This window comes from Pseudomonas sp. ITEM 17296 (genome assembly GCF_028895205.1).
Classification (GTDB): Bacteria; Pseudomonadota; Gammaproteobacteria; order Pseudomonadales; family Pseudomonadaceae; genus Aquipseudomonas; species Aquipseudomonas kermanshahensis.
This window is the reverse complement of sequence record NZ_WJRS01000001.1, coordinates 230,336-249,512: the sequence shown is the minus strand read 5'-3', so window position 1 is coordinate 249,512 and position 19,177 is coordinate 230,336. Positions and strand designations below refer to the sequence as shown.

At 64.0% G+C, this 19,177-nt stretch carries 14 protein-coding genes; 8 read left to right on the top strand and 6 right to left on the bottom strand.

The features are described 5' to 3' along the window. Positions 1–6 precede the first annotated feature (6 nt). The 5 genes from ahcY to GIB19_RS01020 all read left to right on the top strand — a co-directional run bounded on the left by ahcY (position 7) and on the right by GIB19_RS01020 (position 6,515). Positions 7–1,416, top strand: coding sequence for an adenosylhomocysteinase (gene ahcY, locus GIB19_RS01040; RefSeq protein WP_027592452.1), 1,410 nt, complete (start codon positions 7–9; stop codon positions 1,414–1,416). 137 nt (positions 1,417–1,553) lie between these two features. Next, on the top strand, positions 1,554–2,399 hold the full coding sequence (gene metF / locus GIB19_RS01035) for a methylenetetrahydrofolate reductase [NAD(P)H] (protein ID WP_027592451.1): 846 nt from the start codon (positions 1,554–1,556) through the stop codon (positions 2,397–2,399). A 93-nt stretch (positions 2,400–2,492) separates the two neighbouring features. Next, positions 2,493–3,569, top strand: coding sequence for a hypothetical protein (locus GIB19_RS01030; protein WP_274882910.1), 1,077 nt, complete (start codon positions 2,493–2,495; stop codon positions 3,567–3,569). A gap of 52 nt (positions 3,570–3,621) precedes the next feature. Beyond that, entirely contained in the window at positions 3,622–4,410 is a 789-nt protein-coding gene (locus tag GIB19_RS01025) for a substrate-binding periplasmic protein (RefSeq protein WP_274882909.1), read from the top strand. Between the two features lie 218 nt (positions 4,411–4,628). Then, entirely contained in the window at positions 4,629–6,515 is a 1,887-nt protein-coding gene (locus GIB19_RS01020; RefSeq protein WP_274882908.1) for a DEAD/DEAH box helicase, read from the top strand. Positions 6,516–6,653: 138 nt separating this feature from the next. Here the strand turns inward: GIB19_RS01020 and GIB19_RS01015 are convergent, their stop codons facing one another. From GIB19_RS01015 to GIB19_RS01005, 3 genes are all read right to left on the bottom strand, one after another. Next, positions 6,654–7,232, bottom strand: a complete 579-nt coding sequence (locus GIB19_RS01015; RefSeq protein WP_027592446.1) for a YceI family protein — start codon at positions 7,230–7,232, stop codon at positions 6,654–6,656. A 31-nt stretch (positions 7,233–7,263) separates the two neighbouring features. Next, positions 7,264–7,815, bottom strand: a complete 552-nt coding sequence (locus GIB19_RS01010) for a cytochrome b (RefSeq protein WP_099430628.1) — start codon at positions 7,813–7,815, stop codon at positions 7,264–7,266. Between the two features lie 223 nt (positions 7,816–8,038). Further along, positions 8,039–9,919, bottom strand: a complete 1,881-nt coding sequence (locus GIB19_RS01005) for a flavin monoamine oxidase family protein (protein ID WP_099430629.1) — start codon at positions 9,917–9,919, stop codon at positions 8,039–8,041. 209 nt (positions 9,920–10,128) lie between these two features. Between GIB19_RS01005 and GIB19_RS01000 the strand changes: the two genes are divergently transcribed. The 3 genes from GIB19_RS01000 to GIB19_RS00990 all read left to right on the top strand — a co-directional run bounded on the left by GIB19_RS01000 (position 10,129) and on the right by GIB19_RS00990 (position 12,955). Next, complete coding sequence (locus GIB19_RS01000) at positions 10,129–10,620, top strand: hypothetical protein (RefSeq protein ID WP_099430630.1); 492 nt, start codon at positions 10,129–10,131, stop codon at positions 10,618–10,620. A gap of 79 nt (positions 10,621–10,699) precedes the next feature. Continuing rightward, the gene (locus GIB19_RS00995) at positions 10,700–12,106 is read left to right on the top strand and encodes an adenosylmethionine--8-amino-7-oxononanoate transaminase (RefSeq protein ID WP_027592442.1); all 1,407 of its coding nucleotides are present in this window, start codon (positions 10,700–10,702) and stop codon (positions 12,104–12,106) included. 129 nt (positions 12,107–12,235) lie between these two features. Further along, a complete protein-coding gene (locus GIB19_RS00990; protein WP_274882903.1) occupies positions 12,236–12,955 on the top strand; it encodes a 16S rRNA (uracil(1498)-N(3))-methyltransferase in 720 nt (239 codons plus the stop codon). 8 nt (positions 12,956–12,963) lie between these two features. Here the strand turns inward: GIB19_RS00990 and trhA are convergent, their stop codons facing one another. The 3 genes from trhA to GIB19_RS00975 form a co-directional block, all read right to left on the bottom strand. After that, positions 12,964–13,581: a PAQR family membrane homeostasis protein TrhA gene (gene trhA / locus GIB19_RS00985; protein ID WP_027592440.1), complete on the bottom strand. Its 618-nt coding sequence runs from the start codon at positions 13,579–13,581 to the stop codon at positions 12,964–12,966. A gap of 185 nt (positions 13,582–13,766) precedes the next feature. After that, on the bottom strand, positions 13,767–14,240 hold the full coding sequence (locus GIB19_RS00980) for a chemotaxis protein CheW (protein ID WP_274882900.1): 474 nt from the start codon (positions 14,238–14,240) through the stop codon (positions 13,767–13,769). Next, positions 14,233–19,176, bottom strand: a complete 4,944-nt coding sequence (locus GIB19_RS00975) for a hybrid sensor histidine kinase/response regulator (RefSeq protein WP_274882898.1) — start codon at positions 19,174–19,176, stop codon at positions 14,233–14,235. The genes GIB19_RS00980 and GIB19_RS00975 overlap by 8 nt, the downstream gene beginning before the upstream one ends. Position 19,177 lies beyond the last annotated feature (1 nt).

Sequence of the window (19,177 nt, the reverse complement as noted above, 5' to 3'; positions counted from 1 at the left end):
GCTCTCATGAGCGCTGTAAACACGCCTGCTGGTTTTACCGATTTCAAAGTCGCTGACATCTCCCTGGCTGCCTGGGGCCGTCGCGAAACCATCATCGCCGAATCGGAAATGCCTGCACTGATGGGCCTGCGTCGCAAGTACCTCGCCGAGCAACCGCTCAAGGGTGCGAAGATTCTGGGCTGCATCCACATGACCATTCAGACTGCCGTGCTGATCGAAACCCTGGTTGCCCTGGGTGCCGAAGTGCGCTGGTCGTCCTGCAACATCTTCTCCACCCAGGACCAGGCCGCTGCCTCCATCGCCGCCGCCGGTATCCCGGTGTTCGCCTGGAAAGGCGAAACCGAGGAAGAGTACGAGTGGTGCCTGGAGCAGACCATCCTCAAGGATGGCCAGCCATGGGACGCCAACATGATCCTCGACGACGGCGGCGACCTGACCGAACTGCTGCACAAGAAGTACCCAGCCGTTCTGGACCGCGTCCACGGTGTCACCGAAGAGACCACCACCGGCGTGCACCGCCTGCTGGACATGCTGGCCAAGGGCGAGCTGAAAGTCCCGGCGATCAACGTCAACGACTCGGTCACCAAGAGCAAGAACGACAACAAGTACGGCTGCCGCCACAGCCTGAACGACGCCATCAAGCGTGGCACCGACCACCTGCTGTCGGGCAAGCAAGCCCTGGTGATCGGCTACGGTGACGTGGGCAAGGGCTCGGCCCAGTCCCTGCGTCAAGAAGGCATGATCGTCAAGGTCACCGAAGTTGACCCGATCTGCGCCATGCAAGCCTGCATGGACGGCTTCGAGCTGGTTTCGCCGTTCATCGACGGCATCAACAACGGCACCGAGGCCAGCATCGACAAAGCGCTGCTGGGCAAGATCGACCTGATCGTCACCACCACCGGTAACGTCAACGTCTGCGACGCCAACATGCTCAAGGCCCTGAAGAAGCGTGCCGTGGTCTGCAACATCGGCCACTTCGACAACGAGATCGACACCGCCTTCATGCGCAAGAACTGGGCCTGGGAAGAGGTCAAGCCGCAGGTGCACAAGATCCACCGCACCGGCGCTGGCAGCTTCGACCCGCAAAACGACGACTACCTGATCCTGCTGGCTGAAGGCCGTCTGGTGAACCTGGGCAACGCCACCGGTCACCCAAGCCGCATCATGGACGGTTCGTTCGCCAACCAGGTGCTGGCACAGATCTTCCTGTTCGAGCAGAAGTACGCCGACCTGTCGGCCGAGAAGAAAGCCGAACGCCTGACCGTAGAAGTGCTGCCCAAGAAGCTCGACGAAGAAGTGGCCCTGGAAATGGTCCGCGGCTTCGGCGGCGTGGTCACCCAGCTGACCCAGCAGCAAGCCGACTACATCGGCGTGACTGTCGAAGGCCCGTTCAAGCCACACGCATACCGCTACTAAGCGGCAAGCGCCCGGCGGCATGCCGGCGGGCGCTTGTAGTCGTTTAATCTTGATCGATGCCCAAGCCAGGCCGGCCCCCACCGCCCTGGCTTTTACTTGCAGCGTGCGGCTCATGGCCTGCAGCTGAGGAAACAGAGATGTCACAAGAACGCCGCTACAGTTTCGAATTCTTCCCGACCAAGACCGATGCCGGTCACGAAAAGCTGATGGGCGTTGCCCGCCAGCTGGCCACCTACAACCCCGATTTCTTCTCCTGCACCTACGGTGCCGGCGGCTCTACCCGCGACCGCACACTGAACACCGTGCTGCAGCTGGAGAGCGAAGTGAAAGTACCTGCCGCACCGCACCTGTCGTGCGTCGGCGACACCAAAGAAGAGCTGCGCGCCCTGCTTGCCGAGTACAAGGCTGCTGGCATCAAGCGCATCGTCGCCCTGCGCGGCGACCTGCCTTCCGGCATGGGCATGGCCAGCGGCGAGCTGCGCTACGCCAGCGACCTGGTCGAATTCATCCGCCAGGAAACCGGTGATCACTTCCACCTGGAAGTGGCGGCCTACCCCGAGATGCACCCCCAGGCCCGCAACTTCGAGATCGACCTGGCCAACTTCGTGCACAAGGTCAAGGCCGGTGCCGACAGCGCCATCACCCAGTACTTCTTCAACGCCGACAGCTATTTCTATTTTGTCGAGCGTGCGCAGAAACTGGGCGTCGATATCCCGGTGGTGCCCGGCATCATGCCAATCACCAACTACAGCAAGCTGGCCCGGTTCTCCGACGCCTGCGGCGCAGAGATCCCGCGCTGGATCCGCAAGCAGCTAGAGGCCTATGGTGACGACACCGCCAGCATCCAGGCCTTCGGCGAAGAAGTGATCACCCGCATGTGTGAACAACTGCTGCAAGGCGGCGCACCGGGCCTGCACTTCTATACGCTGAACCAGGCCGAAGCGAGCCTGGCGATCTGGAACAACCTGAAGCTGCCTCGCTGAAACTTTTTGGCAATATCTGATTAAGAAATGATTAAGGCTTTGGTCATAGACTAAGGCCTTATTTATTTTCGGGTTAAACAGGTCTTGCCTGACATGCAGCATCCTCAGCCATCGCGCCCTCAGCTCGTCTACCTGGCTTTCGGCCCGGCCACCTACCATCAGGAAGCCTGCTTCAGCATCGTCAGTGCCCTTGCCCACCTGGACGTGTCGGCAGGCGAGGCGCTGGATATTCAGGTCTACACCGACAACCCGGCGCCCTATGCCAAGCTGCCGGTCACGCTGCACCTGCTCGACGACGCCACGCGCGCGGCGTGGAATGCCCCGCATGGTTATCACTTTCGCAGCAAGCATGTGCTGCTGCGCCAGGTGCTGACGCAGCATGCAATGGCGGTGCTGATCGATACCGACACCTTCTTCCGTCAGTCACCGATGCGGCTGTTCCAGCGGGTCGCGCCTGGCCATCTGCTGTGCAACGCCATCGGCGGACGCTACGGCGCCAACCAGAAATGCCTGCTGTACAAGAACCTGCTGTCCGTCCTCCAGGCCCAAGGCCTGGCCGATTGCCAGATGCCGCTGATCAACTCGGGCGTGATCGGCCTCACCGCCGCAGACGCGCAGGCACTGGACCACTCCATCGCCATGATGGACCAGTTCTACCCACTGGCCCGCGAGGCCTACACCCTCGAAGAGTTCTGCCTGGCCGTGGCCGCCTACCGCAAACTGCAGTTGGCCGAGTGCACCGACGTCATCCACCACTACTGGAGCCGCAAGGCCCAGTTCCGCGCCAAGATCCAGGCCTGGCTGCGCAAACACGGCGACGCTCCGTTGAGCGAAGCTGCACTGGCCGATGTCGCACGGGTCAACGATCAACTGCCGCGGCCGCCGACCCTGCATCGGCTGGGCTACAAGGCGTTGAGCCTGACCCTGCCCAGCCACGAGCGGCAATTTGCCCGCGAATTGCTGTATGGCAGCTACCCCTACCCCAACGAGTTCGACCGGGCCTGTGCATCGGCCTGGTGGGACAAAGCCCTGGAGAACTTCAATGCACGCAACGGCCGCATCCAGCCCGAACAGCTGCGCCAGTGCCTGCGTCACCCGGGCCTGCGCCTGTCACTCGGGGCACAGCGCAAGGCTATCGAAGCGCACCTGCTCAAGTCGGCGCAGGCCTGAACAGCCGCCGCTTCACTGGCCTTGAGCAGGCCGAGCGCGTAATCTGCGGGCCATGTTCGCCACCACCCGATTGTTCTGGATCCTGCTGCTCGCCTGCCTGAGCCCGTTGGCTCTGGCCGAACGCCTGCGCCTGGTGTCCGACGACTGGGCACCGTATGTGTACCAGCAAGATGGCCAACCTCGGGGCATCGACTACGAAGTGACCACCCAGGTATTCAAGCGCCTGGGGGTAGAGGTGGAATGGCAGTTCCTGCCCTGGAAGCGCTGCCTGGCAATGATCGAGCAAGGGCTGGCCGACGGTATTGTGGATATCTTCCAGTTCGACACGCGCAAGCCCTACCTGGTCTACCCAACGGAGCCCATGTCGGATGTCGAGTTCGTGCTGTTCCAGGCCCGCAGCCGCCGTCATGCCGTCACCGGCCTGGACGATCTTGCGGGCCTGTCCGTCGGCACATCGCCCGGCTACACCTACGGCGCCGCATTCAACGATTCGCCGCGTTTTCGCCGCGAAGCAGCCCCTACCCATGAAGCCAACTTCGGCAAACTGCTGCTGGGCCGTATCGATTTGCTGATTACCGACCGCAGGGTTGGGCGCTACCTGATGCGCCAGCTGGGCCTTGAACAACGCATCGAAGAGCTGCCCTGGGTGGTCAGCCGACAGACGCAATACCTGGGGCTGACCCGCAAACCCGGGCGCGAGGCACTGGCCCAGGCGTTCTCCGAAGAGTTGCAACGCTTCAAGCAGGAACCCGCCTACGCCGCCATCAGCCACCGCTACATAGGCGACATCGGAAACATTCTCAACGCCGTTGAGCAGCAGGAAAGCAGCACGTCGCGATAGCTCTGTTATACTCGGGCCTTCCCGCCAGGCTTACGCCCGGACGCTCGGCCTAGCAACAGGCATCCCGATCGGCAACGACGCACCATAGCGTCAGCCCTCCGCTTCCTGGATGTGCAGTGAAAGCCAAGCTGGACCGGACGCGATCGCATCTCACCGATGCCCGTCGCGCCAGGCAGAACATCCCAACGGGCCCAGCCCACACGAGAACAGGATTGCCCATGTCCTTTGCTTCCCTCGGTCTCTCCGAGGCTCTTGTCCGCGCTATCGAGGCTGCGGGCTATACCCAGCCGACTCCGGTGCAACAGCGGGCTGTTCCCGCCGTGTTGCAAGGCCGTGATCTGATGGTCGCCGCCCAGACAGGTACTGGTAAAACCGGCGGTTTCGCCTTGCCGATCCTCGAGCGCCTGTTCCCGGGTGGCCACCCTGACAAGTCGCAGCGCCATGGCCCACGCCAGCCTCGCGTACTGGTCCTGACTCCGACCCGCGAGCTGGCCGCCCAGGTGCATGACAGCTTCAAGGTCTATGCCCGTGATCTGCCGCTGGTCAGCGCCTGTATCTTCGGCGGTGTCGGCATGAACCCACAAATCCAGGCCATCGCCAAAGGTGTCGATGTTCTGGTCGCGTGCCCTGGCCGCCTGCTCGACCTGGCTGGCCAAGGCAAGGTCGACCTGGCCCACGTCGAAATCCTGGTCCTCGACGAAGCCGACCGCATGCTCGACATGGGCTTCATCCATGACGTGAAGAAGGTCCTTGCCCGCCTGCCGGCCAAACGCCAGAACCTGCTGTTCTCGGCCACCTTCTCCAAGGACATCACCGACCTGGCAGACAAGCTCCTGCATAACCCGGAGCGCATCGAGGTCACCCCACCGAACACCACGGTCGAGCGCATCGAGCAGCGCATCTACCGCCTGCCCGCCAGCCACAAGCGTGCGCTGCTGGCACACCTGATCACCCAGGGTGCCTGGGAACAGGTGCTGGTCTTCACCCGTACCAAGCATGGCGCCAACCGCCTGGCCGAATACCTGGAAAAGCACGGCCTGACCGCCGCCGCGATCCACGGCAACAAGAGCCAGAACGCCCGCACCAAAGCCCTGGCCGACTTCAAGGCCAACGCGGTACGGGTACTGGTTGCCACCGACATCGCCGCCCGCGGCCTGGACATCGACCAGTTGCCCCACGTGGTCAACTTCGAGCTGCCCAATGTCGAGGAGGACTATGTCCACCGTATCGGCCGTACGGGCCGTGCCGGCCGTTCGGGTGAGGCCATTTCCCTGGTCGCGCCTGATGAAGAGAAGCTGCTCAAGAGCATCGAGCGGGTCACCAAGCAGAAGATTGCTGACGGCGACCTGATGGGCTTCGACGCAAGCCAGGTCGAGGCCGAGAAGCCAGAAGTGCGCGAACGCCCGCAAAACGCCGGCCGTGGCGGTCGCAGCCAGCCACGCGGCGAAGGCGGCAAAGACGCCAACGGCGGCCGCAAAGACAAAGGCAAGGACAAGGGCAAGACCCGGCAGCACGCTGCCGAGAAGCCTGCCGAGAAGGAAAAGGCGGGCGACAAGCCGCAACAGCGCAAGCCGCGTGACAACAAGCCACGCCAGCAGCAAGCCAGCCAGAACAGCACACCGAAAGCACCGGCCGACCGTGCCCCGGACGAGTTCCTGGATGACGAAGTCGACAACTTCGGCAACCGCGCTGACTACGTCAGCCCGTACCAGGGCAAAAACCAGGGGCGTAACCGTCGTCCTGGCGGTGGCACTGGCGCAGGTCAAAACCAAGGCCAAGGTGCGGCGGCTCCACGCAACAACAACGGCGGCCAACCTCGCACGGGTGGCCAGCCACGCAGCGCCAGCGGCGAGAAGCGCCCACCGCGCAACAACGCGGGCGGCGGTGCACGCCGTGACAACAACGGCGGTGGTCGCGGTCGCCCGGCGCGCGATGATGCTGCGCGCCAGGAACCTGCAGTCCGCAGCTCGCGTGAGCCGCAGAACCAGCCAGTGATCATCCGCAAGGAATCCAAGCTCGATCGTTACCCAACGCCTGAGCAACTGGACGATCTGCCAAGCCGCCCACGCGGCGAGCGACCTGCGCTGCTGACGCGCAATCGCTGATTGTAAAAAACTGGGGCCGCTGCGCGGCCCTTTCGCAACACAAGGCCGCTCCTACAGAAGAATGCGTTTCTCTGTAGCAGCGGCCTTGTGTCGCGAAAGGGCTGCGTAGCGGCCCCAGCGGTTTCAGCTATAACGCAATTACTTCTGCTTCACGCCTTCAAGGCTGATATCCAGGTCCAGAGTCTGCGAAGTCGCGCCTGGGCCTTTGATGCCGAAGTCGTTCAGGTTCAGCGTGGTGGTGGCGTTGAAGCCAGCACGTTCGCCGCCCCATGGGTCTTTGCCTTCACCGTTGAAGGTGGCCTTGAAGGTGACCGGCTTGGTCACGCCGTGCAGGGTCAGGTCACCGGTCACGTCGGCAGTCTTCTCACCGGTCGATTTGACGGCGGTCGACACGAACTTGGCGTCCGGGTACTTCTTCACGTCCAGGAAGTCTTTGCTGGCGATGTGCTTGTCACGCTCGGCGTGGTTCGACCACAGGCTGGCAGTCTTCAGGTCGACGTTGATCTTGCTCGCTTCAGGCTTGGCGCTGTCCCAGCTGAAGTTGCCGTCGAAGTCCTTGAAGGTACCGTGAATGAAGCTGTAGCCCAGGTGGCTGATCTTCCAGTCGACGAACGCGTGCTGGCCTTCCTTGTCGATCTTGTAGTCAGCGGCCATGGCCTGGCCAGCGGAGAACAGTGCAGTACCGAGCGCCAGAGCGGCAAAAGTCTTTTTCAACATCCTTTCTATTCCTTGCAATTGAGGTTGAGAGTCAAGCTTTGCGGCCCAGCATACGGATCAGGGTCGCGTCACGGTCTATGAAGTGGTGTTTCAGTGCTGCCAGGCCATGCAGCACGGCAAAAATCACCAGGCCCCAGGCTAGCCAGAGATGGATCACCCCAGCCAGGTCCGCCTGATCGGGCAGGTCGCTGACCAGAGCCGGTACTTCGAACAAGCCGAATACCGGAATACCAACGCCGTCGGCGGTGGAGATCAAATAACCGGCGATCATCACCGCGAACAGCCCCACATACAGTGCCAGATGGCCCAGCTTGGCGGCCACGCGGGTGAGTGCTCCGTGGTTGGCCGGTGCCGGCGGTGGCGGGCTGATGAAACGCCAGAGTACGCGCAGCAGCATCACTGCCAGCAGCACCAGGCCGATGCTCTTGTGCAGGTCAGGGCCCGACTTGCGCCAAGGGTCGTAGTAATCCAGGCCGACCATCCACAGCCCCAGGCCAAACAGGCCGAAGACTGCCAGCGCGACACCCCAGTGCAGGATGATGCTGACCACGCCGTAGCGAGAAGGTGAATTGCGCAGTTGCATGTTGGCGTGTTTCCCCGTGAAAGCTGTGCACAGACTAACGCGTAACGTATCGAATAAAAGCGGAAAAAATTGCTTCGGATTATCGAAAAACCCGATGGATATTGTGAAAGCTTCCTATTAAGGAAACATTAACGATAGTCGGTGAGTTCAGGGTTGCCAGTGCCGGCCCCTTCGCAGCACAAGGCTGCTCCTACAGGAGGAAGAGGCCGGCACTGTCGATCAATCAACCCGCCTTGGCCTGGGTATTGGCCACTGGCTTCTTCGCGGGCTCTGATTTGACCGTAGCCTTTTTCGCTTCAACAGGCTTGTGCGCCTGTTTTGCCGCCGGCTTGTGCGCCGGGGCATGCTTGGCAGGGGCGGTTTTAGGCGCGGCAGGCTTGGCAGCAGCAGGTTTGGCCGCGGCTTCCTTGGCCACAGGCGCCGGCGCAACCGGCTCTGGAGCGGCCTGTGGCGCCGGGGCCACTTCGTCGGCCTTGGCAATCGGCTGGGCTTTCACCTCAGGCTTGTCAGCCCCACCAAACAGGCGCTTGAAGAAACCTGGCTTGTCCTGCTTGGCCTCTTCTTTCACCGGCTCGGCCTTGGCCGGGGCTTTTTCCACCTTGTCGCCCTTTTCAGCCTTGTCGGAAGCACCACCGAACAGGTTGGAGAAGAACCCGCCCTTGTCTTTGGCCGCCGCGGCGCCTGCTGCTGCCGCCGCCACCGGTACGGCCTTGGCCGGGTCGAACGACTTGCCGGCCAGCAGGTCCTGCACCTGGCCCGCCGCGCGTTGACCGCTGCGCAGGGCGCCTTCCAAGGTGCCTGGGTAGAGGGCGTCAGTGTGCTCACCGGCGAAGCTGATGCGCTGCACCGGGCGCTCCCACAGGCGCCAGTACTTGCTGATCTGCCCTGGGCCGTAGGCCAGGTAGGCGCCACCGGTGCCAGCGTCAGTGCTGTAGCGTTTGACTTCGTAGCCGGTGAACGAACCGCGGGCCTGTGGATAAAACGCATGCAGGCGGATAAGCACCTGGTCGACCATCTGCTTGTCGCCAAATGCCTGCAGCAGGCGGGCGTTGTCGCCGGACAGGTTGATCACCACGTTGGCCCCGCCCTTCAGCGCCGGCTCGATCCACAGCATGCCCAGGCCTGCGTTACTGAAGATTTCGCCGGACATACGGGCCCGGCTTTCCCACACCGGCTTGTTGAACTTGAGCATCAGCTGGTCGCGCCAGCCATAGTTGGTGCCCTTGAGCGCGGCCAGGTGCTGGCTGTCCAGGCCCGGGGTCATCTGGATCTTGGCCAGGGCGCGCAGCGGCACGGCCATGACCAGGTAATCGGCCTGGTAGCCCACGCTACCAACCTTGACGGTGACGCCGTCCTTGTCCTGCACGATGGCAGTGACCGGCGAGCTGGTCTTGATGGTCTTCAGCTGTTTGACGAACGCCTGGGCCAACACCGGGCTGCCACCGGGCAGGCGCGCGGCACGCAGATCGCGGTCGCTGACACCACGGTAAACGCGGTTCTGCTGAGCGAAATACAGCAGCGACAGGCGCGACGGCTCATCGTAACGGCTACGGATCTGCTGGTTGACCAGCTGACGCGCGGTGGCCGGCAGTTGCAGCTTGTCGAGCCAGGAAGACACGTTGATCTGATCGAGGGCGAACAGCGTGCTGGTCGCCTGCGGGTTCAGCGGGTCGTCGATCGAACGGGCCAGGTCGTCGAGGGTTTTCTCGTAGCGTTTGAGCGCCTCGGCAGTGGCGGGCTGCTTGGTGGCAAGGTCCGTCGCACTGAAGTACTCACCGTCGATCAGGTAGCCCGGCGTACGCACGAACTCTGGCGCCGGCAGTGTTTCAAGTTTGAAACGGTCGAGGTACTGGTTGAGTACCGGCTGTGCCTTGGCGTTGCCGATCCACTCACTGGTGGCCAGGCCCGAGCGACCGCCCATGCCCGACTTGGCCTCCAGCAGCGTCACCTGCCAGCCCTTGCTCTGCAGTTCATAGGCTGCAGTGAGGCCCGCAAGGCCCCCACCCACCACGATAGCCGTAGGTGTTTTGTCCTTTGCCAGCGCGGCACCGCTGGACACACCAATCAATACCAACGCGCACAGGCGCACCCAAGCAGCAGCCATGTCGGCGAACTCCGAGTCAGACGTTACAGAAAAATAGGGAGGCAGGAATGCCCCGAGGCGATGCGTTAAGAATACGTCAGCTCTGCCAACCCTGCCAGCACGGCGACATCAAGTCCTTTTGGCAACTGACATTTTTGCCAGTAGCCGTGTCACACGTGGGTAGGCGATGCTGACGAGAATGGCCAAGAGCCCGCCAGGAGGGCCTGCGCATGATCTTCGAGGAGCGTTTCATTCATGTCGAACGACAGTTTCTGTGGCACAAGCAGACACTGTGCACGGCATCTGGCCTGAGCATTCGCTCCAACAGCACGTCCTGGACGGGCTTTCACGAAGCGTTCAAAGGCGAAGACGGCACGGAGCTGGTCATTGGCGAACACAGCGATGTAGAGATCACCTTCTCCCAGGAGGTCGAGTGTTTACGGCTGGAATACTACGTGGTCAGCGACTATCTCTGTGACGACCTGCACATGCTGTTCGATGTCGAGAACTACGACTACGACCTGGTGGCGCCAGCCCCACGCAACTTCTACTGGCTCACCATCGACGGCAGCGGCTTCACCGACCTGATGCCCGGTCCGATCTCCACGCTGCCCTATCACCAGGTCATCGACGGCCCCTTCCGCCGCCTGACCATCTCCACCTCGCAGGCCGGCACGGTGCACATTCGCAAGCTCGAATGGACCGGTACCCGACGACATTGACCGCCAGCGGTTGTGGTGCCCTCCAGCTTTGCTTAGGCTTACGCGGTCCAAGCCAGCAGCAAAGCCAGGAGAAGTACCCATGGGCCTCAACGATCAGTGGATGCAACGTGACCTCAAGGTCCTGTGGCACCCCTGCACCCAGATGAAAGACCACGAGCAACTGCCGCTGATCCCGATCAAGCGTGGTGAAGGCGTGTGGCTGGAGGACTTCGAAGGCAAGCGCTACCTGGACGCCGTGAGCAGTTGGTGGGTCAACGTGTTCGGCCATGCCAACCCCCGCATCAACCAGCGCATCAAGGACCAGGTCGACCAGCTGGAGCACGTGATCCTGGCCGGTTTCAGCCACCAGCCGGTGATCGAGCTGTCCGAGCGCCTCGTCGCCATGACCCCAGCCGGGCTGGACCGGGTGTTCTACGCCGACAACGGCTCATCCTGCATCGAAGTCGCGTTGAAGATGAGCTTCCATTACTGGCAGAACATCGGCAAACCCGAGAAGAAGCGCTTCGTCACGCTGACCAACAGCTACCATGGCGAAACCATTGCCGCGATGTCGGTGGGCGACGTGCCGCTGTTCACCGAAACCTACAAGGCGCTGCTGCTCGACACCATCAAGGTGCCCAGCCCCGATTGCTACCTGCGCCCTGAGGGCATGGGCTGGGAAGAACACTCGCGCAACCTGTTCCAGGCCATGGAACAAACCCTGGCCGAGCACCACGCCACCATCAGCGCGGTGATCATCGAGCCGCTGATCCAGGGCGCAGGCGGCATGCGCATGTACCACCCGGTTTACCTGAAACTGCTGCGCGAAGCGTGTGACCGCTACGGCGTGCACCTGATCCACGACGAAATCGCCGTGGGCTTCGGCCGCACCGGGACGATGTTCGCCTGTGAACAGGCCGGCATCCGCCCAGACTTCCTGTGCCTGTCCAAGGCCCTGACCGGGGGCTACCTGCCGCTGGCCGCGTGCCTGACCACCGATACCGTGTACCAGGCCTTCTACGACGACTACCCGACCCTGCGCGCGTTCCTCCACTCGCACAGCTACACCGGCAACCCGCTGGCCTGCGCCGCAGCGCTGGCGACCCTGGATATCTTCGAACAAGACAACGTGATCGAGGCCAACAAGGCCTTGTCCGTGCGCATGGCCACGGCCACCGCGCACCTGGCCGACCATGCGCATGTCGCCGAAATCCGCCAGACCGGCATGGCCCTGGCCATCGAGATGGTCCAGGACAAGGCCGGCAAGGTCGCCTACCCCTGGCAGGAGCGCCGCGGCCTGAAGGTCTTTGAGCACGCCCTGACCCGCGGCGCACTGCTGCGCCCGCTGGGCAGCGTGGTGTACTTCCTGCCGCCGTATGTGATCACGCCCGAGCAGATCGACTTCCTCGCCGAGGTGGCCAGCGAAGGCATCGACATCGCCACCCGCGACAGCGTCAGCGTTGCCGTACCGGCCAACTTCCACCCCGACTTCCGCGACCCGGGCTAGGCCCATAAGCCCACTGCCGACCCTGTGGGAGCGGGTTTACCCGCGAATGCGATAATGCCCCCACCTTCGCATTCGCGGGTGAACCCGCTCCCACAGGCTCACATGATCCCTTTTCGTCCGAGCTGAACCATGAGACTGTCCCGCTTCTTCATCGACGCCCCCCTGAGCCTCGGCGAGCATGACCTGCCCGAAGCCCAGGCCCATTACATCGGCCGCGTGCTGCGCATGGCACCCGGTGACGCCGTGCAACTGTTCGACGGCAGCGGCCAGGAATACCGTGGCCAGTTGCTCGAAGTCGGCAAGAAAACCGTGCGCGTGACACTGGACCAGGCCCTGACTGGCCAAGCCGAATCGGCGCTGCACATCCACCTTGGCCAGGGCCTGTCCCGTGGTGAGCGCATGGATTGGGCCATTCAAAAGGCCACCGAACTGGGCGCCAATGAAATCACCCCGATCGTCAGTGAGCGCTGTGAAGTGCGCCTCAAGGACGAACGCGCCGACAAGCGCCTGGCCCACTGGCGCCAGGTGGCTATCAGTGCCTGTGAACAGTGCGGCCGGTCGAGCCTGCCCGTGATCCACCCGCCGGTGACACTGGCCGAATGGATCAGAACTACCGAAGCCGACCTGAAACTGGTCCTGCACCCGGTGGCCGAACCACTGACCAGCCACGACACACCGTCACGCCTGGCCTTCCTGATCGGCCCCGAAGGCGGCCTTAACGACGCGGAAGTCGACCAGGCCAAGGCCGCCGGCTTCCACGCCGCGCGCCTCGGCCCACGCGTGCTGCGGACCGAAACCGCGCCAGTGGTGGCGCTGTCGGTGGCACAGCAGTTGTGGGGCGATTTTTAACCCTGCGCCTAAAGTACGTAGAACGACACGGCGATGAAGTGCAGCAGGCTGCCGGCGATCACGAACAGGTGCCAGATGCCGTGCCAGTGGCGAAAGCGGCTGTCGAAGGCAAAGAAAATGATGCCCACCGTGTAGAACACCCCGCCGGCCGCCAACCAGGCGAAACCGGCGGTACCGAGGCTGCGCAGCAGCGGGTTGACCGCCACCAGGACAATCCAGCCCATCACCGCATAGATGATGATCGACAGCACCCGCGCCTCGGAGCGGGGCTTGATCTCCTGCAGCATGCCGATCACCGCCAGCCCCCAGACCACCCCGAACAAACTCCAGCCCCAAGGCCCGCGCAAGCTGACCAGGCAGAACGGGGTGTAGCTGCCGGCAATCAGCAGGTAGATCGACAGGTGATCGAGCTTGCGCATGATCACCTTCGCCCGCCCACGCGTGCTGTGGTAGAGGGTGGAAATGCTGTAGAGCAGCAACAGCGTGCCGCCGTAGATGGAGAAACTGACGATCTTCCAGGGGTCGCCCTGCAGGCCCGCGACGACGATCAGCCAAATGGCACCGATGCAGGCCAGGATGGCGCCGACCAAGTGGGTCCAGGCGTTGAAGCGTTCACCGTAATACATGCAAACACAGACCTCCTGTGAGGGGCTGGGTTCCAAAAACCTGCGCGGTCCTCTGGTAATCCAACCCTTTGTAGGAGCAGCCTTGTGCTGCGAAGAGGCCAGTGATTACACAGTAGATCTGCGCAGCGTTTTGCGGCCTCTTCGCAGCGCAAGGCTGCTCCTACAGGGACCGCGCTATCCGCAGCCTATCCTGCGACAGGTTGCAGATCCGCGTCACGCACCAGCCGTTCCAAGGCCACCAGGTCCGGCACCCGCGCCACCTGCTCGCCCACCTGCACCGCCGCCAGCTCCAGGCTGCCCAGCGCCACATCCACATAATTGAGCTGGCTGTCGAGCTTGCACGAGCGTGGGATGTCCTGCAGCAGCACCGCCAGGTAACGCAGCCCGGTATCGCCCAGGGCATTGAGCACCACGATGCGCGCGCGCTCGCCACACGGGGTTTCGCCGCCGCATGCCGCCTCGAAGCCGATCAGTGGCAAACGCTGCTTGCGCCAGTCGATCCAGCCCAGGTGCCAGGCGGGCTCGCCACGCTGGCACACCAGGTTGCGCTGGCCGAACAGTTCGGCCACGGCGACATTGGGCAAGACCAAGGTACGGTCGCCCAAGGGCAACAACAGGCCGGTAAGGCTGCTGCGCTGGCCCGAGATCAGTTCAAGCATGGGCTTGGCTCCAGTGGGCGATGCTCTGCAGCAATACAGACTCCTGGTAAGGCTTGCCCAGGTATTCATTGACACCAATGGCCATGGCCCGGTCGCGGTGCTTCTGCCCGGTGCGCGAGGTGATCATGATGATTGGCAAATCCTTCAGGCGCTCGTCGCGTCGAATGCGCGTGGCCACCTCGAAACCGTCCATGCGGGGCATCTCGATGTCCAGCAGCAACACATCCGGCCGATGCTCTTCCAACTGCGCCATGGCATCGACCCCGTCCTTGGCAGTGAGCACGCTCATGCCATGACGCTCCAGCAGCCGGCTGGTGACCTTGCGCACGGTGACCGAATCGTCCACTACCATCACCAGCAGTGACCGGCGCGGCGCCGGGCCGAACAATTGCCGCTGGGCATCGCCGCCGCCCGGCAAGCGCGCCAGGCGCCGTTGCTGGCCACGCAATTGGCCCAGCAGGTCGAGAATCAACACGACCCGGCCGTCGCCCAACAAGGTCGCGCCCGACAACCCAGCGACCGCAGCGAATTGCGGGCCGAGGCTCTTCACCACGATCTCCCGGCTGGGTGACAGGCTGTCAGCCTGGATGGCGAACGACTGCTCCTGGGAATGCACCAGCAGCACCGGCAGCGGCACGCTTTGCCCAAGCAGGCTGGGCCGTGGCTGGCCTTGCAGCAATTCACCCAGGTAACGCAGGTCGTAGGTGTGGCCTGCGTAGACGTAACGCGGGGCATCCAGCTGGTAGCACGCCGCCAGCTCCGCAGGCGGCACGCGGACAATGCCTTCGATGGTATTGAGCGGGATCGCGTATTGGTCCTCGCCCAGGTGCACCATCAGCGCGCGGTTGATCGACACCGTGAACGGCAGGCGGATCAGAAAGCGTGCGCCCTTGCCCTGGGCCGACTCGATGGTCATCGAGCCCCCCAGTTGCTTGACCTCTTCGTGCACCACATCCATGCCCAGGCCACGCCCGGAAATCTGAGTGATCTTCTCGGCGGTGGAAAAACCGGGGCGCAGGATGAACTGCAAGACCTCGTGATCGCTCAAGTGGGCCTGCGGGTCCAGCAGGCCACGCTTGATCGCCTTGCGCCGCACGGCCTCCAAGGGTACGCCGGCGCCATCGTCGGTCATCTCGATGACGATGTCGGCGCCTTCGTGCAACAGGTTCAGGTGAATCGTGCCGTGCTCCGGTTTGCCGGCAGCCAGGCGCGCTTCGCGGCTTTCCAGGCCATGGTCGACGGCATTGCGCAGCATGTGCTCCAGGGGCGCCACCATGCGTTCGAGCACGCTGCGGTCCAACTCACCTTCGGCGTTGCCGACCACCAGTTCAACCTGCTTGCCCAGTTCGCTGGCCACCTGCCGCACCACGCGTTGCAAGCGCGGCACCAAGCGTTCGAAGGGCACCATCAGGGTCGCGGTCAGGCCTTCCTGCAACTGGCTGTTCACCCGCGCCTGCTGCTGCAACAGGCCGTAGGCTTCCTGAGCACGCTGGGCCAAGGTTTCCTTCAGGTCGAGCAGGTCGGAGGCCGACTCGAACAGGGCCCGCGACAGCTGCTGCAGCTGCGAGTGGCGGTCCATTTCAAGGGGGTCGAAATCGTCGTAGGCGTCGCTCTCGAACGGCTGCCGGCTGGAAATCCGCCCCTGGGTCTCGACATCCAGGCGCAGCAGCTGGTCACGCATGCGCTCCAGGGTGGTTTCCATTTCGTTGAGGGTGAACTGGGCGTCGTTGACCTGCTGCTCGATGCGGCCACGGATCACCGAATGCTCACCGGCCAGGTTGCCCAGGTCGTCGAGCAGTTCGGCATCGACCTTGACCATGTCGCCGGCTGCCCGCTCCGGCGCGGCAGCAGGCACTTCGAGGGCCGAAGCCTCGACAGCACCTTGGCCCGCCGCGCTGTCGGTCAGGGCCGCACTGCTGAAGTTGCGGATGTAGTCGATCAGCGCCGTGGCGGCATGCAGCGGCTGCCCCAGGCGCACCGCATCGAGCATGTGCGCCAGGCGGTCATGGCAATTCTGCAACAAAGCGAACAACGGCGGGCTCGGCGGCAGGCGGCCAGCGGCGAGCAGTTCGTAAAGAAATTCCAGCTCGTGGGCCAGGTCGCCGATGGCGGCGATCTCGACCATGCGGGCACCGCCTTTGAGGGTATGCAGGTCACGCAGCAGGTTATCCACCTCGACACTGCTGCGCGGGTCGGCCTGCCAGCGCGCCAGGGCCGCAGCGGCGCTTTCGACGATGTCCGAGCTTTCTTCCAGGAAGACTTCCAGCAGCTCCTTGTCGCCTGGGCTTTCAGGCTCTTCAGTCAACGGCTCGCTCGCTGGCGGCAGTGCCAGGTTGCGCGACAGCCCCAGGCCAAGGTCCATGTCGGGGTGCAACGGGGTGACCGTATCGATGCCCACAAGGCCCGTGGCCTCAGGTGCCAAGGCCTGCGCCAAGAGGCTGCGCAAGCTGTCGATCAGCGCCGGCCTGGGCGAAATCTCCTGCCCGGCAGCCACCTCGTCGAGCATGTCCAGCAGCGCTTCATGGCCTGCCTGCGCCTGGGCGAAAAAGCGTGCGTCGGCGGCCAGGCTGCCCTCTTCCACGGCACCATAGACGTCGAGCAGGGCCTCGCAGACATCGTCCATCTGCCACAGGTCAGCCAGGTGCGCCGCGTGGCCCAGGCTGGTCAGCTCATCGAGCAGGGTGTCCAACGCCTGGCGCTGCCCCGGCTGCTCTTGCCAGCGCGACAGCAACGACTCGGCGTCGAGCAGAATGTCCATGGCCTGGGCCAGGAAGCTGGCGGTCAATTGCGGGTCGCGCTTGTTGCGGCGCGCATGCTGCGGGTCTTCATGCAGGGTGGCCAGGCGCACATCCACCGCCTGGCCCACTTGTTCGATCAACTCTGCGGCACCCGGGATGGCCGCCAGCGGCGTGCTGTCCAGCTGTGCCAGGCCCAGGTGGAACAATGAACGCCCGGCCTCCAGCCATTCGATCTCCGCCACTTGCAGGGGCAACTGGTGGCCCTTGTATTCACGCGCCAGGCGGTCGAAGGCGGTGGCCAGCTCGGCGACGGGCATCACGCCTGCCATGGCGGCGCTGCCCTTGAGCGTGTGCAAGGCGCGTTGCAGGCTGTCGCTGACCGGGGTGTCGTGGCCGTCGGCGCCCTGCAAGAATGCCTCGAGGCTGGCCAGGTGGCCGTGCGCCTCGCTGCGGAAGATGTCCAGCAGGTGCGGATCGAGGCCATCCACCTCAGCAGCGGGTGGCGCATCGTTTTCGGCCAGGGCATGCAGATGCCCGGCCAGTTGCTCGATTTCGGTCAGCTGCGGTAACTGCCCGGCGGCAAAGTCGGCCAACAGGTCAGGCAGGTGCACGAACACTTGCTGCAAGGCGACCACCCCTTCCGGGGTGAGCACGCTTCGGCCTTCGAGCATTCGATTGAGCAGGTGCTCCGCGCCCCAGGCCAGCTCGGCCACCGCCTCGGCATGCACCATGCGCCCGCTGCCCTTGAGCGTATGCAGCGCACGGCGCACTTCCAGCAGTGCCTCGCGCTGCTGGTTGTCGGCGCGCCAACGCAGCCAGTGGCGCTCGATTTCCGGCAGCAGTTCACCGGCCTCGTCGAGGAACACCTCGCGCAGCTCGTCGTCGATGCCATCGCCGTAGTCTTGTTGGCCGAAGCCCGTTTCGCTGACCGCGCAGGCCACGCCCAGTGCCGCCAGGCTGGCGCGCGCCATTTCGATGAAGGGCTGAGCATCGGCAAGCGGGTCGGCCACCCGCCATTGCAGGTAGCATTCGGCTGCGCTCAGGGCATCGGCCAGGTGCGCCAGCTCATCGGCTGGCGGCTCGATGTCCAGGTGCTGCAACCAGCGTTGCACGTAGCTGGCGCAACCGGCGACCACGTCGGCAGGGCCCGGCAGCATCAGCATTGCCAGCGCCCCGCGCACTTGCTGCAGCAGCCCTGGCAGCGGCTGCAGACGCTGCCGGGGCCAGTCGGACTCCAGGCAATCACCAATCAAGTCCTTGGCCTGCTGCAGTACGGCCAGCGACTCGCTCAGCACCAACTGGCGGATCTCGGTGAGGTCCGAGCCCGGCATCCCGCCCTGCCCGCTTTCTTCCAGCGGGCCGACCATGCCATTGAGGGTCGCCTCCACATACAACAGGGCGCCCGCCACATCCATCAAGACCGCGTCATCCACCGAGCCCTCGCCGGGGGCCAAGGCCTGCAGCGCCAGCACCTGGTCGATGATCACCCGCCGCGGCTGCTGGAAGCCCAGCACTGCCAGGGTGTCGGCGACATGGCGCAACGGTGCGAGCAGGGCTTCGGACTGTTCGCTGTGCTGGCGGTCGCCGCGCACGAACTGGTCCAGGCGTTCCTTGATGCGCATCAGGTCGTCGCACAGCGCGCTCACCACCGAGCGCAGGGCATCGCGGCCGGGCCCGGCCTGCATCTGTTCCCGCCAGTTGCCCAGCGACAGGTCAAGGTTGGCCAGGTCATCGGAGCCGGCAAAGCGCTGGGCAGTGCCACTGATGAGGCTGGCCTGGGCCAGGGGCTCCACGCCGCGGCAGGCACGCAGCTGGTTGAGCAACGGCAGCATCACCAAGGGCAGGTCGTGGCGCGCGCCGCGCAGCCGTTCCAGGTACGACGGCAGTTGCTCCAGGCCACGGAACAGCGCCCCCAGGCAGTCGCCGCGCGGGCTGACCTGGCCGTCGGCCAAGGCCCGGGCGAACAGCTCCAGCTCTTCAGCCAGGCGCGTCGCACCGCGCAACTCGAGCATGCGCAGGCAACCGTGCACCTGGTGCAGGTTGTCGACCACGAACGCCAGCATGGACAAATCGCCCGGCTCGCCAGCAAAACGCTCCAGGGCCTGTCGCGCCTGGCCCAGGCAGTCGAGGATGGCGGCCTTGGTCCAGGCCAGCGCTACCGTTTCGTGGCGCTCGGGGCTTACAGCGGCAGAAGCCATG